Genomic DNA, 18263 nt, shown 5'->3' with positions numbered 1-18263 from the left:
AAAATGAAAAACACATTAATTATAACAATTGCACTAGTTGTATCCTCTTTATTTACAAGTTGTGATGATACTTTAGATTTACAACCAATATCAGATATTGGTGAAGAAGAGTATTACACTAGCACAGAACAAATAAACCTAGCCGTTGTAGGTATATATAATTCACTTCAAGGGGTAATGGATACAGAATGGATTCTAACAGAGTTACGCTCAGATAACACCTATATGAGTCCACAAAATAGTGAAACTGCAAATATTCCTTACAGACAAGTAGATCGTTTTGTATTAAACTCTCAAAACATTTATGTAGAAGAATACTGGAGCTCTTTATACAGAACTGTTTCATTAGCAAATAATGTAATTACACAAATAGAAATAGTAGAAGACGAAGATCTAAAAAGTAGATATGAAGCAGAAGCACGTTTTTTAAGAGCTCACGCTTATTTTAAGTTAGTAAGATTATGGGGAGGAGTTTTTATTGTTGATCAACCAATATCTGGTCAAGAAGCAAAAACTATGGATAGAAGCAGTGAAAGTGATGTTTATGATTTTATAATTGAAGATCTATTATTTGCTTCAGAAAACCTTCCGAGCGAAGTTGACGGTAGTGAACTAGGAAGATTAACTAGCTGGGCTGCAAAAGCAGAACTGGGTAAAGTTTATTTAACAGCAGAAGGAGGTTACGAGCAAGAAGCAATAGCTCAATTATCAGACGTAGTAAATAATAGTCCGTACACGTACTTAAGTTCTTATGAAGACGTATTTAATATAAGTAATGAATATAATTCTGAAATACTTTTTGCCGTGCGTTACCAATCTGGAAGCGTTGGTCTAGGTGCTCCGTTTGCTAACTACTTCTCTCCGCTACAAAGTGATAGTTACGTTGTGACAGGAAGTGGTGATGAGTTAAATGTACCAACAACAAGTATGTCTAACGCTTACAACATTAGCGATACAAGAAAAGACGTATCTATGGCAGATAGCTGGGTAGGTTTAAATGGGCAAGTAAATGAATTTAGATATATTAAAAAATACAATTCAGATTTTGCTAATGTAGATGATGCTGGTAACGATTGGCCAATTATACGCTACACAGATGTAATGTTGTTATTAGCTGAGGCTATAAATGAAAATGGCGGACCAACTGCAGAAGCTATTAGCTTATTAAACACAGTAAGACAAAGAGCAGGATTAACAGACTACACAAGTAGTGAAGTAGGTACTTATTTCGATTTTAAATTAGCATTAGAAGAAGAAAGAAAATTAGAGTTTGCTTTTGAAAATCAACGTTGGTTTGACCTTGTAAGAACAGGAAGAGCTCTTACAGTAATGAACTCTCATTTTGCTACAGAAGATCAATACAATAATCCAGACGATCCACAATTTTTCACTGGCCCTATAGAAGAGTATCAATTACTACTACCTATACCACAATACGAAATTGATTTGAACCCGAGTATCGCTCAAAACATTGGTTATTAAATTATGAAAAATATATTCACCATATTATTTATAGGGTTTGCATTTATTGCAAATGCTAATAATATAAAGGTAAACACAGAAAAAGAGTTATCTCAAGCCATTAAAAATGCTGCTCCAGGAGACACCATTATTATGGCTAATAAAACCTGGAAAGACATCAAGATTGGGTTTTATGCTAAAGGTACAAGTGATAATCACATTACCCTTAAAGCAGAAACACCAGGAAAAGTATTACTAACAGGTAACTCTAGACTAATAATCTTTGGAGATTACCTAAATGTAGAAGGGTTATGGTTTAAAGATGGTGACACAAATGGTAAAAGCGTAATTACTTTTAAGAGAAATAATGAAGAATTAGCCAATTTTTCTAGAGTAACCAATTGTGCCATTATCAACTATAACCCTATTCAAAGAGATATTGAATATAAATGGATAGAGTTATGGGGTAAAAATAATCGCGTTGACCATTGTTCATTTTTTGGAAAAACTAATAAGGGTCCTGTATTAATTGTAGGTTTAAAAGGAAACGAAGCTAATTATGACAACAACCACCGTATAGATCACAATTATTTTGGGCATAGACCACCACTAGGTTCTAACGGAGGAGAAACTATTAGAATAGGTACTAGTCACGTATCTATGCAAACATCAAAAACGATAGTAGAGTTAAACACATTTGAAAAATGTGATGGTGAAGTAGAAATTATTTCAAATAAAACTTGTGATAATATTTTTAGAAACAACCTATTTGTAGAAAGCAAAGGTACTTTAACTTTGCGTCACGGTAACCGTGCATTAGTAGAAGGTAACGTTTTTATTGGTAACAATCTTCCTAACACTGGAGGAATAAGAGTTATTAACGAAGGGCATGTAGTACAAAACAATATTTTGATAGGATTAAAGGGAGATAGCTTTAGAGCTCCTTTAACTATTATGAATGGTGTCCCTAATGGTCCTGCAAATCGTTATAACCAAGTAAAAGATGCTACTATCCAAAACAACACTTTCATCAATTGTACACCAGTTGAATTAGCAGAAGGAAGTGATGACGAAAGAAGCGCGGTACCAGAAAGTACTACATTTGCTAACAACATTTTCTATTCAGAAGATAAATTAGATTTATTAAGTATTTCTGATGATATATCTGGTATAGATTTTTCAGGCAATAAGATTCAAGGTGACATTAAAGTAGATCAAAAAGGATTTGATAAGGTAACTATTGAATGGGAAAAAACCAAAGCTTACCCAATTCCTACATCATCTAGCAGTAATGCTCTTAAAGTTGAAGCTACTAAAAGTGCTTTAAAAACAGATATTACGGGTGCATTAAGATCTTATGCTACAGCGGGAGCTGTAATTCCAGGTAACAAAACGTTACCATTAGCTCTGAGTACAAAACCTGGAGTAACTTGGCAATTAGAAATACCTGAAGCATACAAAGAAGCTAGCCCTGAAGAATATACTACTATAGAAGTAGAACCAGGTGAAAACACTTTAATAAAAGCTATTAAAAAAGCACAACCTTATAGCCATATAAAACTAAAAGAAGGAGTTTATACGGTGACTAAAGGAATTAAAATTACTAATGATGTAATTATAGAAGGTGCCTCAAAAGACCTTACTTATATTAAAGTAAGCAATAATACTACTAAGGCTCCTACCTATATTTTTAAAGTAGAAGGTGGCAAGAATTTTACCATTAAAAATTTAGAGATAGATGGTAGTGCTAACCTAGAAGCAAAATATGCTATAATTTCACCAAGTGAACCAACAGCTCAGTCTTTTAACTTAACAGTAGATAATGTTAGAGTGAAAAACTTTACTCATAAAGTAGGCTCTTTCTTTAAAGCTTATAAAGGTACGTTTGCTGAAAAAATTGAAATAAAGAATAGTGAAATCATCAACTGCACAAGAGGTTTAAACCTTAGTTATGAAAAAGATGACAAAGGCATATACAATGCAGAAGAGATTAAAATAGAAAACACTCTTTTTAAAGATATATCAGAATTTGCTATAAACTACTACAGAGGTGGTAATGATGAGTCTACCTTAGGTGGTAAACTAGTAATAGATCACTGCTTATTTTATAACAATTCAACAGACACAAACGGAAATGTTTTAAAAACTAACGGAATTGTTTCTGTTAAAATAACAAATTCAATTTTTGCAGGAAGTCCAGAAGCTAAGTATGCAGTAAACCTTAAGGGACACAAAAATAGTATAAGTTACTCTGCTGTGTTTAATAGCGGAGAGGTTAAAACGACCCAAGAAGCTAAAGCTTCTAACATCCTTACTAAAAATCCAAAATTTAGTAATTATAAAACTTTCACTTTAAAAAAGAAATCTAAACTTAAAGGTGCAGGTACAGATGGTAAAGATATAGGCCTTTTAAATTAATAATGTATAAAAACGTTAATGATGAAAAATAAAAACAAACTAATTTTCTTCTCTTTTCTATCACTACTAAGTTTAGCAGTTTTGCTAACTTCATGTGAAGCAGACACAGAGATTGACCAAACTGTAGATGAAATATTATCTGCACAACCAACTATAGAATCATTTTCACCTCAAACTGCAAATATTCAAACAAAAGTAACTGTTACAGGTACTAATTTAAATTTTGCTGAAACTGCTTATATAGGTGGGGTAGAATGTACTATTTCTCAGAGAGTAAACAGTGAAACTTTAGAAATAGAAATTGCACCAGATGCAGTTACAGGTCCTATTAAAATAGTAACCTCAGCAGAAAAAGAAGCTATTTCTCTAGAAGATATTACTGTAACCTACCCTACTCCTACTATTAGTTCTGAATTTCCTGATAATGGAGAAGTAAATGAAAACATTACTATTGAAGGAGAAAATTTAGAGGTAATAACAAGAATCTCTTTTGGAGAAACAGAAGGTACTATCCAATTTCAAGAATCTTTAGCTATGGTTGTAAGTATACCTAACAGTGATACTACTATTGGAGATGTGAGAGCATACTACAACACAAACTCTGGGGAGTCAAGCATTCTTTTAAAAGAAGATTTTGAAATTATAATCCCTACACCAAACATTACTAATTGGCCATCATTAACATCTAGAGATAATGAAGTTACTATTACTGGAGACAACCTAAACTTAGTAAACTCTTTATCTTTTGGAGGAGAAACAGTTACTTTTAACACCTTATCATCAACTTCTTTATCTTTTAATATACCAGCTAATGTAGCTACAGGTTATCACGATATCGTTGTAGATTATGGAGATAGCAGTACCATTACTCAAAATGATGTACCACACATAAATGGTCAGTATGAAAGTTACATTGAGTTTGATGCTTACGATGAGTCTGTATTTACAGTAGATACAAGTAAAGATCCATTAGCAGTTCAACAATTAAACGGAGATGTTGCTCAACCATCATTCCCTGGTGATTATTACTATAACTTACAAATGAACACGGGTACAGGTAGTACAATCGGACGTATGAAAATACACGAAGAAACTACAAATACTACTCTAAATAATATATTAGATGCTGGTAATTTTAGTGATAACCCTGTTCTACATTTCTGGATTAATACAGAAAATACAGAGCCAATATTCAAAATATACATTGGCGGGACAAGCTCTGATAATAGAAGAGAACTTTCTGGATCTAATACCAACACAGGTAACCAATGGAAGCTTTATGCGGTAAGACTAAACGGATTTATACCTAGTATTTCTTCAGTAAGTAATGTTTTTGAAATAAGATTAAATACAGGTTCTAGTCAAGATACTTTCCCAGTAAAAATCAATCTAGACTGGTTTATTGTTACAGATTCTGTTTTAACAGAATTTGGAGCAGAAGATGTTACAGACCTATTTAAAGCAGCAGGCTAAAAGAGAAATAAAAAATATATGAATATTAAACAAATTACATTTTACATTGGGATATGCATAAGTATAATTAGTACTTGTGCATATTCTCAAAGTAAAAAAAATACAAACACAAAACTTATTCTATCTGAAAATGCTGCACAAACTATAGCTAAAGAGATAGAAACTAACTCATTCTTACAAGCCTCGTTCTCTAAGGTAGTAACCAATGCAGATAAAGCATTAGCAAACGGTATAGAATTACCTATACCTAAAGACCCTGGTGGTGGTTATACTCATGAAAAGCACAAAAAAAATTATACAGATATGTATAATGCTGCTTTAAGTTATAGAGTTACTAAAAAAACAGAATATGCAAACTATGTAAAAGATATGCTTTTACAGTATGCAGACTTATACCCTACTCTTTCATTACACCCAAAACGTAAAGAAAATCATCCTGCTGGTAAATTATTTTGGCAAGGATTAAATGAAGCGGTATGGTTATTTTATACCATTCAAGCTTATGATTTAGTTAAAAGTGAAATTAAATCGAAAGAAAGAAAACAAATAGAAAAAAAACTATTTAATAACGTAGTAGAATTTATTAGTGTAGACTCATACAAAACATTCAATAAAATTCATAACCATGGTACTTGGGCTGTAGCATCTGTTGGAATGACAGGATATGTTTTAGGCAATAAAGACATGGTAGAAAGAGCTTTAAAAGGAAGTAAAAAAGACGGAGAAACAGGATTCTTTAAACAATTAGAAGATCTTTTTTCTCCAGATGGTTACTATTCTGAAGGGCCGTACTACCAAAGATATGCAATGTTGCCGTTTATTGTTTTTGCTGAAGCTATTGAAGTAAACCAACCAGAATTAAAAATATTTGAATACAAAAATGAAGTTCTACATAAAGCGGTAGTAACTTTATTACAACTAACTAATAATGACGGTAAGTTTTATCCTTTTAACGACGCTATAAAAGATAAAACATACTTAAGTGAAGAGTTGGTTTTTGCTACCAATATTGCTTATGAACGTTATAACGATAAAAGCTTACTTCCGGTAATTAAAGAACAAGGTAAAGTAAGTATAAGTGATGCTGGTTTAAAAGTAGCTCAAGCACTTGCTAGTAACAAAGTAGAAGGTTATCAGAGATCTTCACAACTTATTAAAGATGGACCAAACGGTAAACAAGGAGGTATTGCTTTATTAAGAGTTCCATCTAACCAAGAAAAACAAGTTAGTGTATTATTTAAATTTGCTTCTCAAGGTATGGGTCACGGTCATTTTGATAGACTAGGCATTATAATGTATGATGAAGGAAGAGAAATATTACAAGACTACGGAGCAGCAAGATTTTTAAATGTAGAAGCAAAAGAGGGCGGAAGATATTTACCAGAAAATAAAACTTTTGCCAAACAAACAATTGCCCACAATACAGTAACTGTAGATGGTATATCTCAATTTAAAGCAAGTGTAAAACAAGCTAGTAAATCATCTGCACAATTAGTTTATGCAAACCTAGATAATGATGATGTACAAATTGTTTCTGCAATAGAGAATAATGCTTACAATGTACAGCAGCAAAGAACAATTTCTATATTAAATATAGAAGGTTATGAGCAACCATTGGTATTAGATGTTTTTCAAATTAAATCAAATCAACCTCATCAATACGATCTTAATTATAATTATATAGGTCACTTGATGGAAACTAGTTTTGAGTATAACAGACCTCAACAACTAACTGCTTTAGGTGAAGCTTATGGGTATGAACATTTATATAATCTTGCACAAGCTAGTGCAGCAAACGGTGTTTCTAAATTAACTTTTTTAAATCAAAATAAATTTTACACCATTAGCACTCTAACTAATAAAGAAGATAATCTATATTTAACAGAAATGGGAGCAAACGATCCTTATTTCAATCTTAGACAAGATAGAGGTTTTATTATTAGAAAAAACAATACAGCTAATGCTACTTATGTGAGTGTGATAGAACCACACGGAAACTTTAATCCGCAAATGGAAACAGTTCAAAATCCTAATTCAAATTTAGAAGATTTAGAACTTGCTTACCAAGATGAAAATTACAACGCCGTAAGGTTTACTATAAAAAATCACGGTACTCACTTATTTGTTTTTTCAACAAAAAACAATGAAAAAAGTAATAATGTTATTAGTATTAATGGCAAAAATTACAACTGGACAGGAAAACACAAACTATTTAAATTATAAATTATGAAAAATCAAAAAATTATCACTGATACATTTTTCGAAACTAGCGGTAATAAATGGGAAAAAGTAGCTGACGGTATTGAGCGTCAATTTGTTGGCTATGATACGCAAATAATGATGGTAAAAGTGAAATTTGATAAAGGAGCTATCGGTTATTTACACGACCATTTTCACTCGCAAGCAACATATGTTGCCAAAGGAGAATTTAAAGTAACTATAGATGGTGAAGATAAAATTTTAAAAGAAGGAGATGGTTTTTATATCCCACCAAATGTTTCTCACGGTGCAGAATGCTTAGCAGACGGACTATTAATAGACGTTTTTAGCCCAATTAGAGAAGATTTTATAGATATAAATGTAATAAAAAAATAAATTTTGAAATTAAAAGGACTTAGATGGTGGGTAATTGGGCTAATTGGTTTAGCTACAATTATCAATTACATAGATCGTTCTGCATTATCTATAATGTGGCCGGCTATGCAGAAAGATCTGGGCATGACAGAGGCAGACTATGGTTTAATATTAAACATTTTTATGTTTTCTTATGCCATAGGTAAGCTTGTATCAGGTAAAATGTTTGATAAAGTTGGTACTAGATTTGGGTATGTTATCTCCATATTTGTATGGTCTCTATCTTCATTATTACATTTTGCAGTAAGAGGGATCATGTCATTAGGAATTTTTAGATTTTTCTTAGGAATTTCTGAAGCAGGTAACTGGCCAGGATCAGTAAAAAGTAATGCAGAATGGTTTCCTATTAATGAAAGAGCTGTAGCTCAGGGTATATTTAACTCGGGAGCAGCTCTAGGTTCTGTAATAGCTCCTTTAATAATTGCTTTTCTTTATGAACTTTATGGTTGGAGATGGACCTTTATTATTATTGGAGGTTTAGGTATACTTTGGATAATTCCTTGGTTAATAATTAACAAAAATAAACCATCTAAACACCCTTGGATTACAGAAGAAGAGAAAAAGCACATCCTTTCTAATCAACCTGAAGAAGACGATTCTAAAGAAGAAGAAAAAGGATTAAGCATCCTACAAATACTTCAACACAAAGAAGCTTGGGGAGTTATACTGTGTAGATTTTTTATAGAGCCAGTATGGTGGTTATTTGTAGGTTGGATGCCTATCTATTTACAAAATACTTATAATTTTGATGTAAAAGAAATTGGGATGTTTTCTTGGTTTCCATACGTTGGAGCTGCAATAGGTAGTATTGCTGGTGGTTGGTACGCTGGTAAATTATTAAACTCTGGTAAATCATTAAACTACTCTAGAAAACTTGTAATTAGTATAGCAGGAGTCTTAATGTTAATAGGTTTAGTTGCCACTATATTAATAGCAGATACACCTTTTAAATTTGTAGTAATTGTAGCTTTAGTTTTATTTGGTTTTCAATTTGCTATTTCAAACATCCAAACCTTATCCAGTGATTTATTTGACGGGAAATCTGTAGGTACCTTAGCTGGTTTAGCAGGAACAATTGCAGCAATTTCTGTAATTATATTAAACTTTTTAATTCCAGTAATTACAGAAAATTCATACCAACCTGCATTTATATTAATAGCGATATATGTTCCATTGTCTATAGCGGCAATCTTTATTTTCTGTAAAAATATAAAACCCTTAAAAATTAATAATTAATCTTTAAAAAAGTAACATGAGTTTAAAAGGAAAAGTAGCAGTAGTAACAGGAGGAGCTAGAGATATAGGTAGAGCTGTTTCTGTAGGTTTAGCAAAACAAGGCGCAAAAGTAGTAGTAAACTATTTTGAAAACGAAGAAGATGCTAACACCACTTTAAAAGCAATCAAAGATGTAAATGGTGAAGGTATCATTGTATATGGTGATATGACTAAGCATGAAGATATAAATAACTTAGTACAAAAAACAGTAGATTCTTACGGTGAAAAAATAGATATTTTAGTAAACGTTGCTGGTGGTTTATTTGGAAGAAAAACTATTAATGAAATTGATGACGATTTTTACAACTTATTAATGGATGTAAACTTCAAATCTGTAGTAATGGTTACTAAAGCTGTTAAACCATATTTAAAAGAAGGTGCTTCTGTAGTTAATTTTGCTTCTCAAGCCGCTCGTGATGGTGGTGGTCCAGGTGCTTCATTATATGCTGCATCAAAAGGAGCTGTGTTAACCTTTACTAGATCACTAGCTAAAGAATTTGGCCCAGAAGGTATTAGAGTAAATGCATTATGCCCAGGGATGATTGCAACAAAATTTCACGATGACTTTACAAAAAATGAGGTAAGAGAAAAAGTTGCTGGAGGTACACCTCTTAGAAGAGAAGGAAAAGCTGAAGAAGTTGCAGATCTAGTTGTATATTTAGCTTCAGATCAAGCTTCGTTCATCACAGGAAATAACATTGATATTAATGGTGGACTAGCGTTTAGTTAAAAAAATATGCAAAGTAAAAAACATAAAGTAGTAACGCTTGGTGAAGTATTAATGCGCCTTATGCCGCCTGATTATCAAAAATATAATCAAGCAAATTCTGCCAATATACATTTTGGTGGTACAGAGGCCAACGTAGCCATTGCATTATCTCATTTAAGTTGTGTTTGTGTCCATGTTACTTCTCTTCCTGATGATTTTATTGGGGAGAGTGTAACTGGTTTTTTAAAGAAAAACAACGTTGACACTCAACACAACACTTTTAACAGTAACCCTTTAGGTCTATACTTTATGGAGCAAGGTGCTGTACATAGATCTAGTAGAATTAGTTATAACAGAAATTACTCTGCTTTTTCAAAAATTAAACCAGAAGATTTTAATTGGGATGAGATTCTAGAAGGTGCAGATTGGTTTCACTGGACGGGTATAACACCTGCAATTTCTAAAGATGCTTATCTTGTTTTAAAAGAAGCATTAGAACTTGCTAACAAAAAAAACATCACGGTTTCTACAGACCCTGTTTACAGAAGTAACTTGTGGAAATATGATGCCAACCCTACAGAAATATTAAAAGAATTAGCCAGTCTTTCTCAAGTATTTATAGGAGGTCCAGAAGAAGTGAATTTGTTATTTAATACCAATTACACTTATAATGATTTTAAAGAATCTGCAGATTTTTTAATGGAAAAACTTCCAAATATTAAACACATTATACACAAAACTAGAATAGCTAAAAATGCATCTAGTCATTCTATTTCTTCTGAATATTATAACGGAACTCAACATTATAAAACAGATGCCATAGAAATTACACACGTAATAGATAGAATTGGTACAGGAGACGCTTTTGCTGCTGGATTAATTTATGGTATGCTTACTAAAAATAATGAAAAAGCATTAGCCTATGCAAATACTCTTTCTGCATTAAAACACACCATACCAGGAGATGTAAGCTTAATTTCAGAAGAAGAGTTAAATCAAGCAGTAGACTCTAATTTAAACGCAAGAATTATTAGATAATATGAAAAATACTAAAGAAAAAAAGCTTTTAGATATATTAGAGCAAAAGCCTATTATGCCCTTATTTTATGAAGATGATATCCAGGAAGCTAAACATTTAGTGGAAGAATGTTATGAAGGTGGGGTGCGTGTAATAGAGTTTGTAAATAGAGGTCCTAATGCACTATCTGTTTTTAAAGAATTACTAAAAATGAAAGATACTTACCCAGATTTATTACTTGGTGTAGGTACAATTAAAACTAAAAAACAGGCTAAACAATTTGTAAAAGCAGGTACAGACTTTGTAGTAACTCCTTTTTTATCTAAAAAAGTAGGTAAAGTATGTATTAAAAATAACGTACCTTGGATTCCGGGTTGTAGCACATTAACAGAGATGTATACCGCACACACCTTTGGTGCAAGTATGGTAAAAGCATTTCCTGTAAGTACTCTAGGTGGTACTAAATTTATAAAAAATGTTTTGGCGCCTTGCCCAGAGTTAAAAATTATGCCTAGTGGAGGTATTCAATCAACACCAGAAGAAATAAACGCATATAAAGATGCAGGGGTTTATGCTATTGGCTTAGGCTCTTCTTTATTTAAGGATAAAAAAAATATTCAAAACCTATGCAAACAATTATTAATGGCATAATAGGTTTTACAATAACAACAAAGGGGGTTTAATATAAAAATAGTACTAACATACTATAATAAACGGTTTAGATTTATCTGTCATATTTATTTTTCTTTAATCTGTGCTACTGTGGGGTGTATTTCAGAATTAAATTAGGAAACTTAAATATCGATTCCGTCTTAAACCCTTTCTTTTTTATAAACGTCTATTTTATTCATTTTAAAATAGGTAATTACTATAGTAATACTTTAGAGTATTTTATTAGCCTCTTCCCTTTTCTAATATTAAATCTCAAATTATGGTAAAGTATATCACTGTTTTGCTAATTGTTTTTAATGTAAGCTTCGCAAACTCACAAACCTTACTAAAAGCAAATGGTGCAGAAGATACTTACCAATTAATTAATAAACATCTATCTTTAAATGCCAACGTTGTAGAAACTCCTGATTGTATTCATACTAATTTTGGAGAACACATTACCCAAGAATGGGATAACGAATTAAAAGAATATGTATTTGTATTTCACATACATTTAAATATTGACAATGACAGATGTAAAAAATTTGATAGACAACGAACAGAGATTAAAACCTATAAAAAATCTCCTGAAAATTTAATTGCTAAAAAAGGAGATAAGTTTGAATATTCGTGGACATTTAAATTAGAAAACAACTTCTCCCCTTCTAAAAGATTTACGCATTTACATCAAATAAAGGCAATTGGTGGCACAGAAGACAAAATACCCAACATTACCATTACTGCAAGAAGAATTAAAAATAACAAAGAAGAATTACAGCTATTGTATGCAGAACAACTAAATCAAGAAAAACTACTTTCTGTAGATTTAGATAAAATTAAAGGTAAATGGCTACAAGTAATGGAAATAATTACTTTTGAAGAAAAAACAAAAGCTTCATATTATTTAAAAATCACAGATTACTCTACCAATAATATTATTATTGAATATAATAATGATAATCTTAGAATGTGGAAAACCGATGCAGAAGTTATGCGTCCTAAATGGGGTATTTATAGAAGCATTCTCTCTCCAGAAAATCTAAAAGATGAAAAAGTAAAATTCAACAACTTTAGCATCAAAAAATCAAACTAAAAAATACATACTTTTTATAGTTAATACTGTCCATTAAAAAAAAGTTAAATCATTTTTTAAAACTAACCAATTAGTTAGTTTTGTTAAACAATACAAGTAGATGCCAAGATTAAAAAAATATAACGAAGAAGAAGTAATTGAAAAAGCTATGAATTTATTCTGGCTAAACGGTTATAAAACTACTTCTATGCAAATGCTAGAAAAAGAAATGGGTATTAATAAGTTCTCCATCTATTCTAGTTTTGGTAATAAAGATGGTATTTTTTTAGAAAGTATTAAATGCTACAAAAAAAAACTTGGAAAGCTTATACAAAAGCTACAAAAATCTGAAAGCGGTATAGAAGGTATTAAAGAATATTTTTATGAGTTTATTGAGTTTTCAAAAGATAATGATATTGCCAAAGGCTGTTTTGTAACTAATGCAGCTAATGAGATTGGCCAAGAAGCAAGTACTCAAATAGCTCAAGCATTAACTAGTTTTACACAAAATGTAAAAGAAAGTTTTTCTATTGCTTTAAAACACGATAAAAGTAAACAACAAAACATTATAGAGCAGCAAGCAGATTATTTACTAATTGCTATGTTTGGTCTTTCTTCTGCTACTAAAATGTTCAATAAAGAACAATTAGACAATTATATAGAGAATACGTTTAAAAATTTATAAAAAATCACACTAACTAATCAGTCACTTAGTTCTTAATTAATAATTAAAAAAGAAACTATGAGTACTACAAAAGAAGAAAAATTAACTATTCACACTATTGAATCTGCACCAGAAAAAAGTAAAGATTTACTAGAAAAATCAAAAAAAGCCTACGGCTACATTCCTAATTTACATGGAGTATTAGCAGAAGCACCAGGGCTTTTAGAGGCATATCAAAATATGCATGAATTAGTGATTAATTCATCATTTACTACAGAAGAATTTACTGTTTTATGGCAAACAATTAATGTAGAGCATAATTGCCATTATTGCGTACCAGCACACACTGCAATTGCAAAATCTATGAAAGTAGATGATGCAATAACAGATGCATTAAGAAATGAAACAGAATTGCCTACTAAAAAATTAGAGATTCTTAGAAAGACTATATTATCTATGGTAAGAAACCGAGGTAATGTTAGCCAAGTAGAAACACAAGCTTTTTATGAGGCAGGCTTTACCCAAAGACAATTGTTAGAAATTGTATTAGGGCTAGCTCAAAAAACAATTAGTAATTACACCAACCACCTTGCAGAAACTCCTCTTGACGAAGGGTTTAAAAAATTTGATTGGAAAAAACAATAAGTAACCCCACAAAGGCTGATGGTATTAAACCAGCAGCCTTTGTTTTTTCAACTAAACCAATTTTAACTTAAATATGAATTCTAATAAAAGAGATTTTATTAAAAAAGTAGGCATGCTAGGCTTATCAGGTATTGTAGCCCCAAGCGTAATTTATAACAGTAATAAAAAAACCAATATGGAAAATTTATCTAGACCAAAAGTTTTATTTTTTGATGTAAACGAAACTTTACTAGACCTTACTCAAATGAAAAAACAAGTAGGTAAAGCCTTAAATGGTAATGAAGATTTATTAAGTCTTTGGTTTACTACTATGCTGCAATACTCTTTAGTTACTACCGCTAGCGGTCAATATGACCACTTTGGTAATATTGGCGCTGCAGCTCTACAAATGGTGGCTGCTAACAATAATATTAAAATTTCAGAATCAGAAGCTAGAGACGTAATTTTAAATGCACTTAGAGGTTTACCAGCACACCCAGATGTAAAAAAGGCATTGGCACAATTAAAAGAAGACGGTTACAAATTAGTTTCTTTCACTAACTCTTCTAACGAAGGTGTAAAAAAACAATTTGAAAGTGCAGGATTAACTCACTTTTTTGAAGAAAGATTAAGTGTGGAAGACATAGGTAAATTTAAACCTTTTAAAGATGCTTACGATTGGGCTGCTAGAAAAATGGGAATTAAAAATGAAGAAGCAATGTTAATTGCTGCTCACGGTTGGGATGTTGCAGGAGCTCGTTGGGCCGGCTGGAGAGCCGCATTTATTGGTAGACCAGGTCAACAATTATTTCCATTAGCACCAGAGACAGAAATTGTAGCTTCAGATTTACAAAAAGTAGCAGATATTTTAGTTACCTATAAATAAGTATTTAAAAAAAATCTACTAGTATTTTATATAATATTTAATAGAGGTCACTATATTTATAGACCTCTATTAAATATTACAATTGAAAAACAAAAAAATAACCATACATTGGTTACTCTCATTTTTAATACTAAGCATTCCTATTTTAAGCTCTCCACATTTAAATGAAGGTTGGGAGTTATTTTTAATGCCTCATTTTTTACGTAATTTTTTCTCTTACGTATTAATGCTTTTGTTTTTCTTTGTTCATTATTATGTATTATTCCCTAAACTGTACCATCCAAAAAAGTGGACACAATATACAGTTGCTTTAATTATTAGTTGTTTACTTATTTTTTATCTACCTCAATTTCTATTTTCAATAGAAAATAACATTCATCCACCTCTTTCAACAAATAGCCCTCCAGGAAATATATTTTTTAGATTAATTTATTTTAATCACGGCATATTTTTTCAATATATAGCTGTATGGCTATTATCTCTATTTTTAAAATTAGAAGAACGTTTACAAATAACTACTCAACAAAAATTAACTGCAGAACTTAATTTTTTAAAAGCTAAAATTAATCCGCATTTTTTATTTAATACACTTAATAATATTTATGCATTAGCTCTTTTAAAGGCAGAAGAAACACCAGATTCAATTTTAAAACTATCTCAATTAACTCGCTATGTAGTTACAGAAAGTGAAAGTCATACGGTATTATTATCTAAAGAAATTGAACAAATAGAAAATTTTATAGCCTTACAAAAATTAAGAATTAGCGATAAAACGAAAGTGAATTATAAGGTAATTGGTAATATTGAAAGCCAAAAAATAGCCCCGTTACTTTTTATTAATTACATAGAAAATGCTTTTAAATATGGAGTAAGCACAGAAAAACCCTCTCATATTAATATTGAAATTGAAGTTTCAGATTTTAATGTAAATTTAGCTGTAGAGAATACCATTGTTGTTAATAGAGAGCAATTACAAACAAAGAACACACAAGAAGGTATGAATAATAATTTAAAAAGATTAAAAATTTTATACCCTGAAAAATTCAATCTTCAAATAATAGAAGAAAATAACACCTATTGTTGCAAACTTTATATTGATTTATCGTGATAAAAGCAATAGCCCTAGATGATGAGCCATTGGCATTAAATGTTATAGAAACCTACTGTAACAAAATAAGCTCTATACAATTGCTTGCTAAATTTACCTCTCAAGAAGAAGCTTTAGCATTTTTAAAAAAACACCAAGTAGAAGTACTATTTTTAGATATAAATATGCCAAAGTCTACCGGCATAGATTTTTGTAACGCTCTCACACAAAAATATAAAGTAGTTTTCACTACAGCTTTTAGTCAATATGCAGTAGAAGGTTTTAATCTTAATGCATCAGACTATTTACTTAAACCTTTTTCTATAGACCGTTTTAAAGTTGCCGTACAAAAAGTTGAACATGAAATTAATTTAGAACAAAATGCAAGCAGCAGTATAAATGACTATTTAGTTATAAAAGCAGACTACAAATTACATCAGATAAATTACAATGACATTATTTATATTGAGGCATTAGATGATTATATAAAAATATATTTAGAAGATGAAAAAAAGATTGTAGCCAGGCATACCATGAAAAGAATTCTAGAAAAACTACCTTCTACACTTTTTAAAAGAACTCATCGTTCTTACATCGTTTCTTTAAATAAAATCACCACTTTACAAAAAGACAGTATCTTGATTAACAACATAACCATTCCGTTAAGCTCTACTTATAAAGACAACATCTTAAAAAATTTCCACCTTTAGATAAATTTCACCTCAAATTAAAACGCGTTTACCTCATTTTTTTTAGTTGAAACTTTCTTATTCGTATTTTTCAATAATAATTACTCCACAAAAAATCAATTATTATGAAAAAAATTGCATTTAGAGGTTTACTTTTAATGACCTCAACAATTCTTATCTATTCTTGTAGTGATGATGACAGCAGCTCAGATTCTAGCTGTACAGAAACCATTTGGTATGCCGATGCTGATGATGATGGCTTGGGAGATCCAGATGTAAGTATTTCTGCCTGCGATCAACCTGATGGTTATGTATCTAACGACAGTGATTCTGATGATAATGATGATGGTAGTGCCTCTACTACTGCCTGTAACACAGATGGTGAAGAAAGCCAATCTACAGACACAGAAATTGAAACGATGAGAGAAGCTATGGTAGATTTTAGAAGTTCTTTATCTAGCACTTTATTAGAGGAAGCTTCTGTATGCTTAGATGATGAGCGTTTTTACCTTTGGCACAACACTCCTGCTAACAATAGCAACAGAGATGGTATAACTTATGGCGATTTATCTGATGAGCAATTAGTTGCTTTTAAAGATATTTTACAACTATTTTTAAGTGCAGATGGTTACCAAAAAGTTTATGAAATAACAGAACTTTCTGAAGGTTGGTTAAGTGAAGTTATGAGTGATACCTGGAATCCAGAATTTTACTCTATAGATATGTTTGGAGATCCAGAAACAAGTGGTTCTTGGGGCTTTCAATTAGACGGTCACCATTGCGCTATCAACTTTTTAGTACACGGGGATAATGTGTCTATTGTTCCTGCATTTTTAGGAGGAGAACCTGCAGCAGATACTTACAACGGAGAAGATTTTGATATTTTTTCTGATGAAAGAGATTTAGCACTTACCCTTTATAACAGCTTAGACGCAACAGAATTAGCCAGTGCTTCTTCTACCTCTACCTCACATTCTTTAGAAGTAGGTCCAGCAGATATGAACGGAGACCCAGACCCATACAGAGGTACGTACGACTACTCTGGATTTGCAACCGGTTTAAAATATTCTGATATGTCTGCAACTGCTCAAGCTAATTTAATTTTAGTGATGAAAGAATATGTATATAACCTAACAGGTACTTTTGCAGATGTATGGTGGACAGATATTATGAATAATATAGATGATACTTATTTTGTATGGATTAATGACTCTGGCTCTAACCCAACAGCTACATCAGAGTTTTACTACAGAATTTACAATCCATACTTGTGGGCAGAGTTTAATACAGAAGGTTCTACTGGAGCTAACTCTTCTACCATTGCAGACTATAATCACGTACACACAATTACTCGTATTCCAAACAATCCTACAACAGATAACGGAGGCGATTACGGTATATTTGCTTTTATGATTAATCAAGATGGACCTAAAACTCTTTTAGAGCATTACGCTTTGGCAGATCACCACAAGGCTAGTAAATTTAAGTTTGATTATACCTTAATAAATACACCACATTCCCATTCTCAAACACATACGCATACACATACTACTAGTAATAGTTAAAAAAATTCTATTACATAAAAAAGAGCTTGTAAAAATA

The 18263-nt window shown here is 31.3% G+C and carries 16 protein-coding genes; all 16 read left to right on the top strand.

Going from position 1 to position 18263, the window contains the following annotated elements:
• Positions 1 to 3: 3 nt before the first annotated feature.
• Positions 4 to 1482, top strand: coding sequence for a RagB/SusD family nutrient uptake outer membrane protein (locus BUC03_RS13250; protein ID WP_073153266.1), 1479 nt, complete (start codon positions 4 to 6; stop codon positions 1480 to 1482).
• Positions 1483 to 1485: 3 nt separating this feature from the next.
• A complete protein-coding gene (locus BUC03_RS13245) occupies positions 1486 to 3879 on the top strand; it encodes a polysaccharide lyase 6 family protein (RefSeq protein WP_073153021.1) in 2394 nt (797 codons plus the stop codon).
• An 18-nt stretch (positions 3880 to 3897) separates the two neighbouring features.
• Positions 3898 to 5352, top strand: coding sequence for an IPT/TIG domain-containing protein (locus BUC03_RS13240; RefSeq protein WP_084112955.1), 1455 nt, complete (start codon positions 3898 to 3900; stop codon positions 5350 to 5352).
• 18 nt (positions 5353 to 5370) lie between these two features.
• Positions 5371 to 7575: an alginate lyase family protein gene (locus tag BUC03_RS13235; RefSeq protein ID WP_073153016.1), complete on the top strand. Its 2205-nt coding sequence runs from the start codon at positions 5371 to 5373 to the stop codon at positions 7573 to 7575.
• 3 nt (positions 7576 to 7578) lie between these two features.
• On the top strand, positions 7579 to 7947 hold the full coding sequence (locus tag BUC03_RS13230; protein ID WP_073153013.1) for a cupin domain-containing protein: 369 nt from the start codon (positions 7579 to 7581) through the stop codon (positions 7945 to 7947).
• A 3-nt stretch (positions 7948 to 7950) separates the two neighbouring features.
• The gene (locus tag BUC03_RS13225) at positions 7951 to 9222 is read left to right on the top strand and encodes an MFS transporter (RefSeq protein WP_073153011.1); all 1272 of its coding nucleotides are present in this window, start codon (positions 7951 to 7953) and stop codon (positions 9220 to 9222) included.
• 16 nt (positions 9223 to 9238) lie between these two features.
• Positions 9239 to 9991: an SDR family NAD(P)-dependent oxidoreductase gene (locus BUC03_RS13220; RefSeq protein ID WP_073153008.1), complete on the top strand. Its 753-nt coding sequence runs from the start codon at positions 9239 to 9241 to the stop codon at positions 9989 to 9991.
• Between the two features lie 6 nt (positions 9992 to 9997).
• On the top strand, positions 9998 to 11008 hold the full coding sequence (locus tag BUC03_RS13215; protein ID WP_073153005.1) for a sugar kinase: 1011 nt from the start codon (positions 9998 to 10000) through the stop codon (positions 11006 to 11008).
• Position 11009: 1 nt separating this feature from the next.
• Entirely contained in the window at positions 11010 to 11639 is a 630-nt protein-coding gene (locus BUC03_RS13210; RefSeq protein ID WP_073153003.1) for a bifunctional 4-hydroxy-2-oxoglutarate aldolase/2-dehydro-3-deoxy-phosphogluconate aldolase, read from the top strand.
• A gap of 280 nt (positions 11640 to 11919) precedes the next feature.
• On the top strand, positions 11920 to 12732 hold the full coding sequence (locus BUC03_RS13205) for a hypothetical protein (protein WP_073153000.1): 813 nt from the start codon (positions 11920 to 11922) through the stop codon (positions 12730 to 12732).
• Positions 12733 to 12832: 100 nt separating this feature from the next.
• Positions 12833 to 13396 carry a TetR/AcrR family transcriptional regulator gene (locus BUC03_RS13200; protein WP_073152997.1) on the top strand — a complete coding sequence of 188 codons (564 nt, stop codon included), beginning with the start codon at positions 12833 to 12835 and terminating at the stop codon, positions 13394 to 13396.
• Positions 13397 to 13453: 57 nt separating this feature from the next.
• Positions 13454 to 14020, top strand: coding sequence for a carboxymuconolactone decarboxylase family protein (locus BUC03_RS13195; protein ID WP_073152994.1), 567 nt, complete (start codon positions 13454 to 13456; stop codon positions 14018 to 14020).
• A gap of 73 nt (positions 14021 to 14093) precedes the next feature.
• A complete protein-coding gene (locus BUC03_RS13190; protein ID WP_073152991.1) occupies positions 14094 to 14885 on the top strand; it encodes a haloacid dehalogenase type II in 792 nt (263 codons plus the stop codon).
• Between the two features lie 82 nt (positions 14886 to 14967).
• Positions 14968 to 15993 carry a sensor histidine kinase gene (locus BUC03_RS13185; RefSeq protein WP_073152988.1) on the top strand — a complete coding sequence of 342 codons (1026 nt, stop codon included), beginning with the start codon at positions 14968 to 14970 and terminating at the stop codon, positions 15991 to 15993.
• Entirely contained in the window at positions 15990 to 16682 is a 693-nt protein-coding gene (locus tag BUC03_RS13180; protein ID WP_073152985.1) for a LytR/AlgR family response regulator transcription factor, read from the top strand. Before BUC03_RS13185 ends, BUC03_RS13180 begins: the two co-directional genes overlap by 4 nt.
• Before the next feature lie 104 nt (positions 16683 to 16786).
• On the top strand, positions 16787 to 18226 hold the full coding sequence (locus tag BUC03_RS13175) for a DUF3500 domain-containing protein (protein WP_234971626.1): 1440 nt from the start codon (positions 16787 to 16789) through the stop codon (positions 18224 to 18226).
• Positions 18227 to 18263 lie beyond the last annotated feature (37 nt).

The organism is Mesonia phycicola (genome assembly GCF_900141885.1).
Lineage (GTDB): Bacteria > Bacteroidota > Bacteroidia > Flavobacteriales > Flavobacteriaceae > Mesonia > Mesonia phycicola.
Note: the sequence above shows the minus strand (reverse complement) of the source record. Positions and strands in the feature narration are given on the sequence as shown.

What these genes read in the sequence shown, in the direction of transcription:
- BUC03_RS13250 (WP_073153266.1), top strand. Translation starts at nt 4, where the DNA reads ATGAAAAACACATTAATTATAACAATTGCACTAGTTGTATCCTCTTTA.
- BUC03_RS13245 (WP_073153021.1), top strand. Translation starts at nt 1,486, where the DNA reads ATGAAAAATATATTCACCATATTATTTATAGGGTTTGCATTTATTGCA.
- BUC03_RS13240 (WP_084112955.1), top strand. Translation starts at nt 3,898, where the DNA reads ATGATGAAAAATAAAAACAAACTAATTTTCTTCTCTTTTCTATCACTA.
- BUC03_RS13235 (WP_073153016.1), top strand. Translation starts at nt 5,371, where the DNA reads ATGAATATTAAACAAATTACATTTTACATTGGGATATGCATAAGTATA.
- BUC03_RS13230 (WP_073153013.1), top strand. Translation starts at nt 7,579, where the DNA reads ATGAAAAATCAAAAAATTATCACTGATACATTTTTCGAAACTAGCGGT.
- BUC03_RS13220 (WP_073153008.1), top strand. Translation starts at nt 9,239, where the DNA reads ATGAGTTTAAAAGGAAAAGTAGCAGTAGTAACAGGAGGAGCTAGAGAT.
- BUC03_RS13215 (WP_073153005.1), top strand. Translation starts at nt 9,998, where the DNA reads ATGCAAAGTAAAAAACATAAAGTAGTAACGCTTGGTGAAGTATTAATG.
- BUC03_RS13210 (WP_073153003.1), top strand. Translation starts at nt 11,010, where the DNA reads ATGAAAAATACTAAAGAAAAAAAGCTTTTAGATATATTAGAGCAAAAG.
- BUC03_RS13205 (WP_073153000.1), top strand. Translation starts at nt 11,920, where the DNA reads ATGGTAAAGTATATCACTGTTTTGCTAATTGTTTTTAATGTAAGCTTC.
- BUC03_RS13200 (WP_073152997.1), top strand. Translation starts at nt 12,833, where the DNA reads ATGCCAAGATTAAAAAAATATAACGAAGAAGAAGTAATTGAAAAAGCT.
- BUC03_RS13195 (WP_073152994.1), top strand. Translation starts at nt 13,454, where the DNA reads ATGAGTACTACAAAAGAAGAAAAATTAACTATTCACACTATTGAATCT.
- BUC03_RS13190 (WP_073152991.1), top strand. Translation starts at nt 14,094, where the DNA reads ATGAATTCTAATAAAAGAGATTTTATTAAAAAAGTAGGCATGCTAGGC.
- BUC03_RS13175 (WP_234971626.1), top strand. Translation starts at nt 16,787, where the DNA reads ATGAAAAAAATTGCATTTAGAGGTTTACTTTTAATGACCTCAACAATT.